Below are 14245 nucleotides of genomic sequence, written 5' to 3' on the forward strand. Positions count from 1 at the left end.
CTACTCGGTGACTTGCTGATCACTCACTCGGGAAGGTACGCCCCTCGTGCGTTCTCCCGGGAGAGCCGATCCACAAGTCGTGAGCATTGCTCCAAGCTGCCACGTCGCAGCCTGAAGGAGCCATTCGTACAGCCTGTCGTTCAGCTCGGGTGAAGCCGTGACCAGCTCGGGGAAAAGCACCCGTCGTAGTGCCGCCTTGTCGAGCAGGACACCGGGTATAGCTTCGGCCAGAGCCTGCGCGAGGGCGGTCTTGCCGCTGAGGGGGCGACCGCCTAGTGTCCCGCGCCGGAAATTGCGGCTGTAAGTCTGTAGGCTGTTTTCATGTCGCATCGGGGTCCGCGTGCTGTCGAGGTCGTACTGTCCGAGGAGGAGCGCGCTGAGTTGTCGCGTTGGGTGGGTGGTGGGGCGGGATCTCGTCCGGCTGAGCGCGCGCGGATCGTCCTGTCTTGCGCGGATGGCGCGTCAAGTTCCCAGGTGGCGGCTGACTTGGGCGTGAACGTGGCGACGGTACGCAAGTGGCGCTCCCGGTTCGTGGACCTACGGATGGCGGGCTTGGTCGACGAGCCGCGGCCGGGCCGGCGCAAGTCGGAGCTGGTACTCAGCAAGACCGAGCGCGCGCAGTTGACCCGCTGGGCGAAGCGGGCGAAGACTGCGCAGTTCCTGGCGCTGCGCGCGAAGATTGTGCTGCGGTGTGCGGAGGGCAGGACGAACAAGCAGGTCGCCACCGAACTCGGGGTGGCGCAGGCGACGGTCAACCGCTGGCGGTCGAGGTTCGTCACCGGTCGCCTGGACGGGCTGATGGACGAACGGCGTCCGGGACGGCCCCCGTCGATCCTGCTCGACCAGGTCGAGGACGTCGTCGTGGCGACCTTGGAGTCGACGCCGGGCAGGGACACACACTGGTCGCGCGCCTCGATGGCCAAACGCACCGGACTGTCGAAATCCACCATCGGGCGGATCTGGAAGAGGTTCGACCTCAAGCCGCACCTGCAGGACTCCTTCAAACTCTCCGCCGATCCGCAGTTCGTCGACAAGGTCGTCGATGTCGTCGGCCTGTACCACAACCCGCCCGAAAAGGCGGTGGTGCTCTGCGTGGACGAGAAGAGCCAGATACAAGCTCTGGACCGCTCCCAGCCGGTGCTGCCGATGATGCCGGGCATGCCCGAGCGTCGCACCCACGACTACCTGCGGCACGGCATCACCAGCCTGTTCGCCGCCTTCAACATCGCCGACGGCACCGTCATCGGTGAACTCCACCGCCGCCACCGGGCGATCGAGTTCAAGAAGTTCCTGGTCACGATAGACAAGGCCGTCCGCAGCGAGCTCGACGTGCACCTGGTGTGCGACAACTACGCGACCCACAACACTCCAGAGATCAAGACCTGGCTGGCCAGGCACCCTCGCTTCCACGTGCACTTCACCCCCACCGGCTCGTCCTGGATAAACCAAGTCGAGCGCTGGTTCGGCCTGTTGACCGACAAGCTCATCCGCCGCGGCGTCCACACTTCCGTAAAGGCGCTGGAAGACGACATCAAAGCGTGGATCGCAACCTGGAACGAGGACCCGAAGCCCTTCACCTGGACGAAGACCGCCGACGAGATCCTCAACTCACTCGCCGACTACCTCGCCAAGATCACCCCACCCAGCACCGAATCCTGACAAGAAAATAAGCTCGCCATTTCTGGCGCAGGACACTAGTAGGGCTTTGTTAGGTACCCCGAATGTTCGGCCAGGGGTAGGGTTGTGATCTTCTTTCAGGTGTGACACCTGAGGAGATGGAGACGGTCCGCCCGCGCTTGGAGGCGTTCGCGGCGGAGATGCTCGGTTCACTGGCGCGGCGGGACCAGCGGGCCAAGGGTGAGTTGTACCTGCGCGGGCTGATGCTGGACGGTAAGCGCAAGTCGATGCAGCCGATGGCCGAGCGTCTGGGTGTGGACCATCAGCAGCTCCAGCAGTTCGTCTCCTCTTCCACCTGGAACTGGGGCAAGGTCCGTGAGCGGCTGGCCCGTTGGGCTGCGGCTCACATCTCGCCCGAGGCGTACGCGATCGATGACGTGGGCTTCCCCAAGGACGGCTACGACTCGCCGGGGGTGGCGCGGATGTACTGCGGCGCGCTGGGCAAGCGCGGAAACTGCCAGGTCGGGGTCAGTGTCAACCTGGTGTCCGACCGTGCCTCCTCGGCGGTCGACTGGCGTCTGTTCCTGCCCGAGAGCTGGGACGACGCCAAGAACGCGGACGATGCGCTGCTGGCCGAGGCGATCCGCCGCCGCCGGACGAAGGCCGGCATCCCCGACAGCGAGCGGCACCGGGAGAAGTGGCGCCTGGCCCTGGACATGCTGGACGAGGTTCGCGGGGACTGGGAACTGCCCGACCTGCCGGTGGTCGCCGACGCCGGCTACGGGGACGCGACAGGCTTTCGCGAGGGCCTGAGCGAACGTGGGCTGGCCTACGCGGTCGCGGTCAAGGGCAGCACCACCGCCTACCCGGGTGACGCCGTCCCCCGGCGCCCGCCCTACAGCGGCCAGGGCCGCCCGCCCGGCCCGGCGTACCCCGACCCCCACACCACCTTGCGCCAACTCGCCCTGGACGAAGGACGATCCACGCTACGGACGGTGACCTGGCGCCAGGGCAGCAAGACCACCAGGAACAACCCCCGCGCCGAGATGCGCTCACGATTCCTCGCACTGCGCGTCCGCCCGGCCAACCGCACGATCCGCCGCGCCGTGGACGGTTCCCTGCCCGAGTGCTGGCTGCTGGCCGAGTGGCCGCCCGGCGCCGCCGAGCCCACCGACTACTGGCTGTCCACCCTGCCCGCCGACACCCCACTGCGCGAGCTGGTCCGCATCTGCAAGATCCGCTGGCGCATCGAGCACGACTACCGCGAACTCAAGGACGGCCTGGGCCTGGACCACTTCGAGGGCCGCAACTTCCCCGGCTGGCACCGCCACACCACCCTCGCCTCCCTCGCCCAAGCCTTCTGCACCCTGCTCAGACTCGACCCAAAAGCCCCTGCGCCGGCCTGACCCTCTACGCGGTCCTCCGCGAACTCCAAGCCCTCCTGGCCACCTGGACCGGCGCCTGCTCCATATGCGGCCAACCCGCCCCGGCACCCGAACCACACCACCGCACCTAACAAAGCCCTACTAGTGTCCTGCGCCGGAGATTCGTCGGCAGAAACGCGCGAGGGAGTCGAGGATCTCCTCGGCCGTCTTGGTCCAGGTGAACGGTGTTGGGTTTTCGTTCCACTCCTTGACCCAGGCTCGGATGCCGGCTTCCAGGGAACGCACGCATTTGTGGGAGCCGCGGCGGATCTTCTGGTCGGCGAGGAAGCCGAACCACCTCTCCGCCTGGTTGATCCAGGATGAACCGGTGGGGGCGAAGTGCAGGTGGAATCGGGGGTGTTTGGCCAGCCACGCTCTGATGGCGGGTGTCTTGTGGATGCCGTAGTTATCGCAGATCAGGTGGATCTGGAGGTGCCCGGGAACCTCCTTCTTAATCTTGATGAGGAACTTCTTGAACTCCGCTGCCCGGCGCCGACGGTGCAGCGAGGTGATGACTTCGCCGGTCGCGACGTCGAAGGCCGCGAAGAGGGTGGTCAGACCGTTCCGGATGTAGTCGTGGGTGCGACGCTCGGGCATGCCCGGCATCATCGGCAGCACCGGCTGAGACCGGTCCAGCGCCTGGATCTGCGACTTCTCGTCCACCGACAGCACCACCGCCCCTTCGGGTCTGCTCGCCGAACGCGCCCTGCGCACTGCCCTGACAGTGACCGACCCCTTCGGCAAGCTTCTCGTTGCCGGCCTGGCCACCTCTCTTGTGCTCCAGGTCTTCGTCGTCGCAGGGGGCGTCACCGGCCTCATACCTCTCACCGGCAAGGCCCTGCGGTTCCTCGCCCAGGGCGGTTCCTCCATGGTCGCCAACTGGCTGCTGGTCGCCCTCCTCATCAAGGTCAGCGACACCGCACGCCGCCTGGCACCGGCCCCCGCCGCGGATCCGAGCGCGGCCGCGACGCAGCTCGTCCGGACGTGAGTGGGGACGGATCGAAGGCGCAGAGGAGATGCCCCTAGGTTTCGTCAAGTGGCGGAGAGCGGGGCTGGAATGGCCGCCGTCAGCCGGATATGACGGTAGATCTCGCGCGCGACGTAGCGTTTGAGGCAGCGGTTGATCTCGCGCTTCGACATGCCCTGCTTGGTGCGTCGCTCCAGGTAGGAGCGGGTGCGTTCGTCCCAGCGTATGCGCGTCGCAGGACGGCTACGAGCTGCATGCGTGTCTTCGACGCGCCAGATCTGGCGCTGCACCGGCCGGCCACCGCGTCTTCGTCCGAAACAGCCAGTCTGGGACCGGAGAACGCCACCGACGGGGACCCCGGAAGCCGGTGGGCCAGCGCTTACCACAACGGCGAATGGATCCAGGTGGACCTGGGCCGCGCACAGCCGGTCCGACGCGTCCTGCTCGACTGGGAGACGGCGTCCGGACAGGACTACGACATCCAGGTCTCCGACGACGGGGTGAAGTGGAAGACAGCCGCCGCCGTCCGGGACAAGCCTGCAGGCGCGCGCGTGGACGACCTCACCTACGCGCCCGCCTCGGGCCGGTACGTGCGCATGCAAGGCATCAAGCGCACGTCGTCCTTCGGCTGTTCGCTCCGGCGATTCGAGGTCCGGGCCGCGAGCCCGGAGTCGAACCTCCTGCGCCGCTGACCATTCTCCAGCGCAATGTTGATCAGAAAGCAGCCGCCACGAGGCCCTGTCCGAAGCGGCACCCAGGCGAGGTGTGGCGTACCTGGGCCGGGGCTGCCGTGCGGCGCGTCCCCTTTTTCTCCGTGACGACCGCGGGATCGCTCATACTCCCCCGCCCCTTCTCAACGACCCTGGCGAGACGAGCACTTGGCCGGGAGATGGTCGCGGTCCGGCGACCGACGTTCGGTGCGGGCCAGGGCCGGGCGCGGGAGGCAAACCGTACGCCTGCGGGCTTCTCGCCCGGGCCTTCACGCCGTGGGGAAGGGGACGGGGTGGACATCGATCTCGTGCATCCGCTTGGCGTAGTCCCGGTAGCGGCGGCGGGCTTCGCCGTGCCGGCCCGCCGCGGAGAGTGCGGCGATCAGTCCGAGGTGGGCCGACTCGTCGTAGCCGTCCTCGCCGATCAGGCGCAGGTACCAGCCGGCTGCCGCGTCGTAGCGGTCCAGCCGCAGGCAGCGGCGGGCGAGAGTACGGACGACGTCGCGGTGCAGCTCGGCGAAGGCCGCGCGCGGGCGTTCGCTCCACTCCCCGGTGAGCTCGCCGTCGTCGCCGAAGTCGCCGGTGTACATGCCGACGACCACTTCCAGGCGCGCCACCATGTCGCCGCCGGCCGCCGTGTCCCGGTTGCCCTCGATCGCGGCGTTCGCCGCGATGGCCGCACGGGCCGCGTCGTGGAACCGGACCGTGTCGAGGACGACGTGCCCCGTGTTGAGCCGCACGCTGGAGGGATCGGTGACCAGAAAGCGGTTGGCCGGATGCCGCCGCGCCGGGTCGAGGACCGCGCGCACCGTCGAAATCAGCACCGAAAGACGGCGGTTGGCCACCTCCGAAGGTGTCTGCGGCCACAACAGGGCGGCGAGCGCGGTCCGGGTGACCGGTCTTCCCAGCTGACCCGCCAGCACCTTGACGAGCTCACGGGCCTTCCGCGACTGCCATCCGGCCGGGGGGACGGGGGTTCCGGAGAGCAGTACCGCCAAGTGGCCCAGGGTCTGCACGGCAACCTCGGGGACCGGCGGCGGACCGATCGCTGCCAGCGGCCCGGCGATGTGCCAGACGTCGTCGCACACCCCCAGCCGGTGCAGCCGCTGCCAGGCGACGTCCTCGGACAGCCGGTCGCCTGCGTGGCGCGCCCGCAGCAGTGCGTTGGTGGCCAGTGCCACCTCGTTGCCCGTGTCGGCCCAGACCGCGGCCGCCTCCACCAGCCCGGCGGCACGGCGTGCGGTAGGGCGCCCCGGCATCGCGGCCGAATCACCCCGGTATGCAGCGAGCGCGGCGAGTTCCATCGCCTCGGCCAGCCCGGCCGGGTCGCGGCGGCGGCCGGCCTCTGAGCGGACGTCTGCGGCGTACTGGGCGGCCGAGGCGGTGTCTCCGCTGCACAGTGCGACCCAGCCTGCGGCCAACTCGCCGGTGACCGGCCCGGCGGCGCTCGGAAGCGTGAGGGACAACTCCGCGTACCGCGCCGCCTCGCCCGGATCGTCGGCGTAGCAGGTACGCGCCAGCCCCGCCCATGCTTGCGCCACGACCTGGGCGTTGCCATCCGGCTCGGCCATCGCCACGGCCTCGCGGTAGGTCGCCGTCGCCTGCCAGGCGGAGCCCCGGGTCAGGTGCACCCGGGCGATCATCAGCAGTCCGAACGCGGCCAGCGGTGAGCCCTCCCGCTGCCACAGGGTGAGCGCACGATCGGCGTCGGCGCGGGCGGCGTTGAGATCGCTGAGCCCCAGCCAGGCCTCGGCGCGGTTGTGCAGGGCCAGTGCGAGCAGCGTCTGCTGGGGGGCGCCCTCACCGAGGCGGATAGCCTCGGTGAGGGCGTCGACCGCCTCGCGCAGACGCCCCTCCTCGACCAGGCGGGAGCCGACGTTGGAGCGGATCCGCAGCTGCAGGCCTATGTCCCCGGCCCGTTCGGCCGCTGCGTAGGCCCTGGCGTAGGCGTGTTCGTTGGCGGCGCGGTCGCCCTCACTGAAGGCGACCAGCGCCTGGGCGAGATAGGCCGCCGCCAGCGCAGCGTCGTCGCGGCTCTGCTCGGCAGCCCGTACCGCCTCGTCGGCGAGGCTCCGTGCCAGCGTCCGGTCACCACGGGCCCAGCGTGCTGCCGACCGGCCGGCCAGCAACTGGGCCTGGTCCGCGTCCCCGGCATCGGCGGCCGCGCGTTCGTACAGCGACTCGGCGCCCTCGAACTCGCCCCGCTGATGGAGTACGCGGCCGAGCCTCCAGGCCAGTTCGGCAGGCAGCAGCGCATCCGCCGGGAGCGTCGCGACATGCCGCAGCGCCTGGTTGTACTGCCCCTGTCGCAGGGCCGACTCCGCCAGTCGCGCGACAGTATCGGGGTCGCGCACCCGGTCAGCACCCGCAGCCCCTCCCGCGCTGGTGGTCACCGCGTCAGGATACTCTGAACCGCCGACTTATATGGGGAAAGCGGGACGCGGTCGGGTTGGCCGCTCGTAGCGTGCCGTAGGACGCCGGTCCGGGTGACTCGTGAACCGTCTGCCGCTCTTCGGGGCTGGCTCTCCCGGGGTATGTCGCCGGTCCGGTGTCCGTCCGCGGTCTGACTCAACAGAGGCGCGTCCCGGCCAGGTTGGTTCCGGAAGTCGGCGTGTCGACCGTGGCTGTCCCCGTCGTCCGACTGTGAGGAATCAGGTCCCGTGATACTGCTCGGTGTCGACCCACACAAGTCCACCCACACCGCCACCGCCGTCGAGCCGGTCTCGAACCAGCAGGTCGGGTCGATGCGGATCGAGGCCAGTCTGGCGGACTACCGGCGGCTGCTGGCCTGGGCCAAGCGGTGGCCACAGCGGAAGTGGGCTGTGGAGAACGCCAACGGCCTGGGCCGGCATCTCGCCCAGTGGCTCATCGCCCGCGGTGAGAGCGTCGTCGACGTGCCTGCCGCGGCGACCAGCCGGGTGCGCGAACTTTCCCGCGGTGGACGGCGTAAGAACGACCAGATAGACGCAGCGGCCGCAGCCACCGTTGCTTATCTGCAGGGAGAAGGGCGGGATCTCGCGCCTGAGGATCACACCACGGCGCTGGCCCTCCTGGACGAACGGCGTGTGAACCTGGCCCAGGCCCGGGTGCGCACGGTCAACCAGCTCCACGCGCTGCTGCGTGACCTGCTGCCCGGCGGCGCCCCGACCCAGCTGTCCGCGGACCTGGCCGCCAAACTGCTGCGATCCGTCCGCCCCGCCGGCGATATCGAGACCGTCCGGAAGGACATCGCCTGGGACCTGGTCGCCGAGATCCGGAAACTGGACAAGCAGCTCACGGACAACGCTGCCCGGATGCAGAGCCTGGTAGAGGCATCGAGCAGCACGCTGATGGACACCCCGGGCATCGGGCCGGTCATGGCCGCTCGGCTGATCGGCCGCACCGGACGGGCTCACCGCTTCTCCACCTCGGCGGCATTCGCGAACTATGCCGGTGCCGCCCCGGTGGAGATCGCCAGCGCGGACAAAGCCCGCCACCGGCTCTCCCGCTCCGGCGACCGCCAGCTCAACTCCGTCCTCCACACCATCGCGGTCGTGCAGATACGGATGCCGAAATCACCCGGACACGCCTACTACCAGCGCAAACTCTCCGAGGGTAAGACGCCGAAGGAAGCGAAGCGGTGCCTGAAACGCCGCCTGGCCGACCACGTGTGGCGCGTCATGATCGCCGATGAGCGAAAAGCCAAGTCGCTCCCTAACCAAGGGACTTGACAAGACACAGAGGCACCCCGGGTTCGGTAGAGATCTCAGATTGTGGTTTTGACCTGGGGTTTCGGGGATTCCATGTAGTGATTGGTCCCATACTCGACGGGTGGGACGTGGCCTATCTCACCGTGGAGTCGGCGGTGGCAGTACCAGCCGGTCCACTCGGCGGTGGCGAGCTCGACCTGGGAGAGTGTCTTCCCGGGCCGGCCGGGTTTGATCAGCTCGGTCTTGAACAGGCCCGATCGTCGATTCCATCAGGGCGTTGACGCGCCTATAGCTGTCAACGCGTTGCGGGGGTCGTCTGTGGAGCGGGTCGAATCAGGTGGTAGACCTCGCGGATGACGTAGCGCTTGAGGCAGCGGATGATCTCGCGTTTCGTCTTGCCTTCGGCGGTGCGGCGGGCGACGTAGTCGATCGTAGGTTGATGGAACCGCATGCCGACGATGACGGTGCGATAGATCGCGGCGTTGAGCTGCCGGTGGCCACCGCGCTTGCTGCGTGCCCGGCCGGACGGTCGACAGATCAACGCCAGGACACCCGTGGGGTCGGTCGTAAGCAAGAGTCAGACCGTCGCGGCCGGGACTACCCGATCCTTGCGGGATCCGGTACGAAGAGACTGACAGTCGTAGGCGTCGCCTACCGAGCCGATCGATGCCGCGATTCCTGCTCGATCCAGATGCTCGGCCGGCGCGAACGATGTGTACTGCGACTTCGCGTCCGAGTGATGTATCAACTCGCCCTGCTCTAAGTGAATCCATCACGATCGCGTTGCCGCAGGGCCATCTTCAGCGCGTTCAGGACGAGCTTGGTCTCCTTGGCGGTGGAGGCTGACCAGCCGACGATGCGACGGGAGAAGGTGTCCACGATGAAGGCGACGTAGACGACCCCGCTCCAGGTGGCGACGTGCGTGAAGTCAGCGACCCAGCAGCGGCTGGGGGCACTGGCGACCGGGAGGGCCACCGCGCGTGGGGCGAGGCCGAGCGCCGCCGCGCAAGCCAGATGCCGACCCCACAGGGTAACCGAGACGGCGGGCTGTCGGCCGAACAGCCCACTCGTGGCGAGGTGTTCAGGCACATCCAGCCGGCGGCCCGCGACCTCGGCGCCCCGCCGGGTGCCGCGCTCGCCGTTCAGTCTGCCCATCAGCATCAACAGCAGCGTCCAGGAGACCAGGCCCGCGCCGGGCCGGCGTTGTGCTTCCCGTCGTCCGCCGTCGCACACGTGCCGCGAGGCCGGTCAGGCCCGCGATGACGTCGGCCGGGACCGTCTGGATCGCGTTGTTGTAGGTGAAGACTGCGTCGTTGTACTACTGCCGGGAGTAAGCGATGCGGTTCTGGGTGACCGACAGCTCCTCCTGTGTCTGCCGCTCGTGCGCGGCCTACCCGCTGACGGTTTCCACGCGGTTGGGGGACCAGATCGTGGGGTCGCTTGAGCTGTACCTCGATCTGGGGCCCAGGCGTTGTCCACCGCACCGCGTTTACGGACGAGACCGTTGCAGGGCACGACGAAGGCGAGGATGAACAGCAGCACGACGAGAACGACAGCGACGGGTAGGATCGCGGGGGCTCCTGTGGATGGGGCGGGTGCGCACGGCGGACACGGGTCAGATCCGGGTGGCTACCTTTCGGGCCAGCTCTTGCAGTGGTGTGCGGTTCTCCGCCGGGTCGTTGAGCCGCACCAGACGGATCGACACCCACCGGTCGGACCTGCGGAGGAAGACCGCCTCGTCCTCGGCGTACGCCTCGTCACCGATACCGGTCAGCGGCCTGAGCGTGTGTCCGAGGTCGCGTTCGATGTCGAGGTACTTCTTCGCACCGTCCCCGACGAAGATCTCCACCTGGGCCGTCGGCCCGGTGACGGGACCCGTGTAGGTGCATGTCTCCCGTACCGGTGTCGCGGGGTCGAGCGCTGTTCCGGCCAGCTTCTCGGCCTCCTGCTTGGTCACCAGGGCGCAGGAGTCGATGGCTGCTCCATTCGGCGACGGCGCCTCGGTGCTCTCCTCCGGAGTCCGGGTTGCCGTGGCCGGCTCGCTCGACGAGGGGCCGGCTGCCGGGGACTGCCCGTGGCCGCCGCACCCGGACAGTGCGAGCAAGGCGAGCACAGCCAGGGGCACCAGTGGCGACGGCGAGCGGCTGCGGTTGCGGTTCATCGGGATCCTCACTGTCTGCCTTCGTCTCGGTGTCAGGACTTGCACAGCGGTACGTCCGGCAGCGTCTGCTGTCTGTGGACGAAAGGTGTCAGGCTCTCCTGCAGCAGCTGGAACTTCATCGTCGGCAGGAGCTTCTTGAGGGCGGCCATGGCCACGGCGGAGACGGAGACCCCCACGCCCCCGCCGACCTTGCCGTCCAGCGTCGCTCCGACACAGCGGGTCAGCGGGGCGCCGAGGGCCGAGCCGTTGGTCACCCCGAAGTCCATGACGAGCTTGGCGTAGGGACCGGCGAAGGCAGCGGGCACACCGACTCCGACCTGGACCTTGAACTCGACGGCGGTGGCGATGCCGCTGACTCCGACGGAGACTCCGGTGACCGAGTCCATGATGCTTTTGATCACCGAGAGCTTCGGGGTGACGATCGAGCCGTTGACCATGCCGATGGCACCGTCGAGCCCCCACTCACCGCCGGCGGTCACCGTGGTGTTGTTGCCACCGAGTGCGGTGGCGACGCTGAACTTCCAGCTGATGTTGAAGGCGAAAGGGGTCCCCGCGATCGGCAGGGTCATCTGGACCGGTACCTCGGCCCGGATCTTCGAGTTGTCGATGACACCGTTGGCCGCACCGGCGGCGATGCTGATCGCGACGCTTTTGATTCCCTCGACGGCGAACGTGGCCCCGTCGGCGACCCGACCGCCGGAGATCGGTACATCGGAACGGATGTGCAGCTTCTCCGTCTTCAGCGAAAAGTCGACAAAGACCTTGAGCCCCGCCGCGGCCTTGTGATTGAACTTCAGGCCGAACGCCCCCGGGCTGCGGTACGGCTGGGCCTTCCATTCCCCGAGATCCGCCGTGACGCTGCTCGACCTGGCCGGCGGCAGCGTGCCCCCGGCGGCGGCGGCCCGGACCGGTCCCCGTGCGACCACGGTGCCGACGCGCCCTGAATGCGCGGCGCGCACCGACGTCTGTCCGATCGTACGCGCCGTCGTCGGAACATCCCGTGCGGCGTCCTTGGCAGCGCCCTTCTCGGCCTCTGTCGCAGCGTCCGTCGGGGCATCCGCAGACACGGTCACCGCCCCGGGCAGGTCCGGGATCTCCAGGTAGTGGAGCGCGCCATCGTCGATGTCCTGGTCGAGGGTGAGGTGGGCATCGCGGAAGACCTCGGTGAACTCCACCGGGCCCAGGGTGGCCACGACGTCTCCGTGCACCCGACGCACCTCCTGCACCCGCCCCACCGCGCGGCTGGTGGCGTACAGGACCTTTCCGAGCCGAACATCCTGGGCACCGCGGGCTTTTCCGTCGATGGTCCAGGTCAGACCGTCACTGGATGCCGACCGGATCGCTCGCGGTCCGCCCTCGACGATCACGACGTCGGGCTGGTAGGTGATCGACGGATCACGGACCGGCCGGGTCCCGTAGGTGAGCGCGGCCTCGGACGTGTCGGCCGGACCGGAGCCCTCGTGCGCACGCCCGGGTGCGCCACCGCATGCCGCTGTGGTGGTCAGGAGGAGTGCGATCGCGAGCGGCGCGCCCCGCCTCCCCGGGCGCGGCGCGCTCAGGGCCCACCCCGGGCGGAGGGCCGCAACCCCCCGTGACACAGCCGACAGCAGCCGGATACCTCTCATGCCGTGATCCGTTCGCCATGGCCGACGCGCGCGGCGCCGTACCCCGTAGACCATCATCAACTGGCGTGTTCGCGCCCTGTTCAGAATCCTTCGGGCCACCGGTCGCTGCGTCGCCTCTCGTGGTCGCTGCGGCTGCCGGGCAACGGCGCCAGACGGCCTCGTGGAGTGCTCCGCCACCGCCTCGCCTAGCACGCGGACGTGCAGGGCTTCGGCACGGCCGGACGAGGCGGGTCCCAGGAACGGGCCGCGCGGCACGACAGCACTTCCGCCCGCGCCCGGCCCCCACCCCCGGCACGTGCCCCCGCCGACCGCGCGCCGTGCTCGTGGGGTGCGGCCCGGCGCGGGCCCGGCTGCCGGTGTCAGATGCGCGCGGCCACCGTCCGGGCGAGTTCGTTCAGCCGCCCGGCGTTGTCCGCCCTGTCCGCCACCACGGTCATCGCCACCCAGGTCCCCGACTTCCGGAAGAGCACGGCGAAGGTCCCGTGATCGGAGGCGTCGTAGGAGTAGGCCTCGTCGCCCACGCCGGAGAGCGGCTTCTTGTGGGCTCCCGCGAGAGTGTCGTCGGCGAAGGCCTTGGCTTCGTCGCCCCGTACAGTCGAGGAGATCAGCACCCCTTCGTGCGAGTACTCGCAGCCCGTGGTGTTGAACTCGCTAGTCTTCGCCGTGACGGACGCGCCTCCCAACTGCTGGACCTCTTGGACGGAGATGAGCCCGCAGGGGTCCGCCGGCGGCCTTTTCGCAGGGGCTCCGCCGCTGTCGCCTGTGCGGTCCGTGGCGTCCGACCGCGGCCGGTCGGCAGCCGAGGGAGCCCCATCGCCGGAGCCGCCGCACCCGGCTGCGGCGAGCGTCACGAGCAGCGTCACGGTCAGCACCGGAGCATGCCGCAAGCGTCTTCGGGACATCATCAGCCAGACCTCCTTGTCACCGCCGCCGACTCTGCGCCGTGCGAGGGCGGCAGCTCCGGCCCCGTACTGTCCGGGCCGGTCCACCGCCCTGATCAGCATGGACGCATGTGTTCGTGCCGGGTTAGGGAATTCTTCAGGTGAACGGAGGCGCCGCTCGCCGCCGACTCTGCGGGCGCAGCCCGCGCACCCGCGGGGAACTGGTGACGGGCGCACTGGAATCGGTCGGGCCGGCCGACGCGGCCGGAGCGTATCTGTGGCAGCTCTCGGGCGGGATGCATCAGCGGTTGGCGTCGCCCGCACGCTCGTGTACGAGCCCTGTGCTGCTGATGGACGGGCCGTTCGCGGCTGTCGACGCGCAGACGCGCGCCGATCTGAAGGCCCTCGTAAGAGGCTGCGGCGGGAGCGGGGGACCACGATCCTGTTCGTGACGCTCCGCAAGACCGGCAAGACCGGCAAGACCACCATCACGACCGTCTACGCGGTCACCAGCCTGACCGCCGAGCAGGCCACCCCCGTCCAACTCGCGAGACTGATCCGCGACCACTGGAAGATCGAGGTCCTGCACCACGTCCGCGACACCACCTTCGCCGAGGACGCCTCCCAGCTTCGGACCGGCAACGCACCCCGCGCGATGGCGACCTGGCGCAACCTCGCCGTCGGCGCTCTCCGGCTGAGTGGCGTCAAGAACATCGCCGCCGGCCTCCGCCGCAACGCACGCGACGCCCGCCGACCCCTCGCACTCCTCGGCCTCGCATGATCACAAAACGGGCGCCCGCCGACTACGCCGAAGCCCTGCCCACAACCCGTCAGTGGACACCACAAGCCGGGGCCGCGAACCGATAACCTTCACGCAGAAAGTGCCTTCCTCTGGCGACGACAGGACCCCTAGACAAGGTCCATCGTCCCAGCTCAGGAAGGCACTTTTGCGTTTCTACCCACCCCTCAGCCGCACCCCAACCGAAACGGCGAGGTTACTGCTTGATTGCGGGCAATGAAGGGCGCCTGGCTGGGAGTTCCCCCAGCTCAGGCGCCCTTTTCCATGCCTTTAGAAGAAGCCCAGCTTCTTCGGCGAGTAGCTCACCAGTAGATTCTTCGTCTGCTGGCGGTACACCGCCCGCTTGGCTCTGACCAGCGCAAATGTGCCATG

At 68.9% G+C, this 14245-nt stretch carries 13 protein-coding genes and 2 pseudogenes; 6 read left to right on the plus strand and 9 right to left on the minus strand.

Annotated elements, in window-relative coordinates; all coding sequences use genetic code 11:
* Positions 1 to 321: 321 nt before the first annotated feature.
* Complete coding sequence (locus OG306_RS38900; RefSeq protein ID WP_266904326.1) at positions 322 to 1659, plus strand: IS630 family transposase; 1338 nt, start codon at positions 322 to 324, stop codon at positions 1657 to 1659.
* Between the two features lie 101 nt (positions 1660 to 1760).
* Positions 1761 to 3023 (plus strand): IS701 family transposase, encoded by a 1263-nt coding sequence (locus OG306_RS38905; protein WP_371665068.1) that lies wholly within the window; start codon positions 1761 to 1763, stop codon positions 3021 to 3023.
* Positions 3024 to 3143: 120 nt separating this feature from the next.
* Here OG306_RS38905 and OG306_RS38910 read toward each other — a convergent pair.
* Positions 3144 to 3734, minus strand: a pseudogene (locus tag OG306_RS38910) (IS630 family transposase); the annotation flags it as partial.
* Here OG306_RS38910 and OG306_RS38915 point away from each other — a divergent pair.
* Positions 3727 to 4029 (plus strand): annotated as a pseudogene (locus tag OG306_RS38915) (FtsW/RodA/SpoVE family cell cycle protein); the annotation flags it as partial. The pseudogenes OG306_RS38910 and OG306_RS38915 sit on opposite strands and share 8 nt — an antisense overlap.
* 44 nt (positions 4030 to 4073) lie before the next feature.
* Here the strand turns inward: OG306_RS38915 and OG306_RS38920 are convergent.
* Positions 4074 to 4298 carry a hypothetical protein gene (locus tag OG306_RS38920; RefSeq protein WP_323187892.1) on the minus strand — a complete coding sequence of 75 codons (225 nt, stop codon included), beginning with the start codon at positions 4296 to 4298 and terminating at the stop codon, positions 4074 to 4076.
* On the opposite strand from OG306_RS38920, the gene OG306_RS38925 reads away from it, so the two are divergent.
* Positions 4263 to 4700: a discoidin domain-containing protein gene (locus tag OG306_RS38925; protein WP_266904324.1), complete on the plus strand. Its 438-nt coding sequence runs from the start codon at positions 4263 to 4265 to the stop codon at positions 4698 to 4700. The two genes, OG306_RS38920 and OG306_RS38925, sit on opposite strands and share 36 nt — an antisense overlap.
* 287 nt (positions 4701 to 4987) lie before the next feature.
* Here the strand turns inward: OG306_RS38925 and OG306_RS38930 are convergent, their stop codons facing one another.
* Positions 4988 to 7111 (minus strand): BTAD domain-containing putative transcriptional regulator, encoded by a 2124-nt coding sequence (locus OG306_RS38930; protein WP_266904322.1) that lies wholly within the window; start codon positions 7109 to 7111, stop codon positions 4988 to 4990.
* A 267-nt stretch (positions 7112 to 7378) separates the two neighbouring features.
* Between OG306_RS38930 and OG306_RS38935 the strand changes: the two genes are divergently transcribed.
* Positions 7379 to 8428 (plus strand): IS110 family transposase, encoded by a 1050-nt coding sequence (locus tag OG306_RS38935; protein ID WP_266904146.1) that lies wholly within the window; start codon positions 7379 to 7381, stop codon positions 8426 to 8428.
* A 35-nt stretch (positions 8429 to 8463) separates the two neighbouring features.
* On the opposite strand, the gene OG306_RS38940 is transcribed toward OG306_RS38935, so the two are convergent.
* From OG306_RS38940 to OG306_RS38965, 6 genes are all read right to left on the minus strand, one after another.
* A complete protein-coding gene (locus tag OG306_RS38940) occupies positions 8464 to 8658 on the minus strand; it encodes a hypothetical protein (RefSeq protein ID WP_371666308.1) in 195 nt (64 codons plus the stop codon).
* Positions 8659 to 8702: 44 nt separating this feature from the next.
* Entirely contained in the window at positions 8703 to 8981 is a 279-nt protein-coding gene (locus OG306_RS38945) for a hypothetical protein (RefSeq protein WP_371666160.1), read from the minus strand.
* 185 nt (positions 8982 to 9166) lie between these two features.
* Complete coding sequence (locus OG306_RS38950) at positions 9167 to 9568, minus strand: DDE-type integrase/transposase/recombinase (RefSeq protein ID WP_371666161.1); 402 nt, start codon at positions 9566 to 9568, stop codon at positions 9167 to 9169.
* Between the two features lie 454 nt (positions 9569 to 10022).
* Positions 10023 to 10568: a hypothetical protein gene (locus tag OG306_RS38955; protein ID WP_266904316.1), complete on the minus strand. Its 546-nt coding sequence runs from the start codon at positions 10566 to 10568 to the stop codon at positions 10023 to 10025.
* Between the two features lie 32 nt (positions 10569 to 10600).
* Positions 10601 to 12193 (minus strand): hypothetical protein, encoded by a 1593-nt coding sequence (locus OG306_RS38960; RefSeq protein ID WP_266904314.1) that lies wholly within the window; start codon positions 12191 to 12193, stop codon positions 10601 to 10603.
* Positions 12194 to 12552: 359 nt separating this feature from the next.
* The gene (locus OG306_RS38965) at positions 12553 to 13197 is read right to left on the minus strand and encodes a DUF3558 family protein (RefSeq protein WP_266904312.1); all 645 of its coding nucleotides are present in this window, start codon (positions 13195 to 13197) and stop codon (positions 12553 to 12555) included.
* 325 nt (positions 13198 to 13522) lie between these two features.
* Here OG306_RS38965 and OG306_RS38970 point away from each other — a divergent pair, with 325 nt between their 5' ends.
* A complete protein-coding gene (locus tag OG306_RS38970; protein ID WP_323187891.1) occupies positions 13523 to 13855 on the plus strand; it encodes a hypothetical protein in 333 nt (110 codons plus the stop codon).
* The last annotated feature ends 390 nt before the right edge of the window (positions 13856 to 14245 follow it).

Origin of the sequence: Streptomyces sp. NBC_01241, from assembly GCF_041435435.1 — a bacterium.
Classification (GTDB): domain Bacteria; phylum Actinomycetota; class Actinomycetes; order Streptomycetales; family Streptomycetaceae; genus Streptomyces.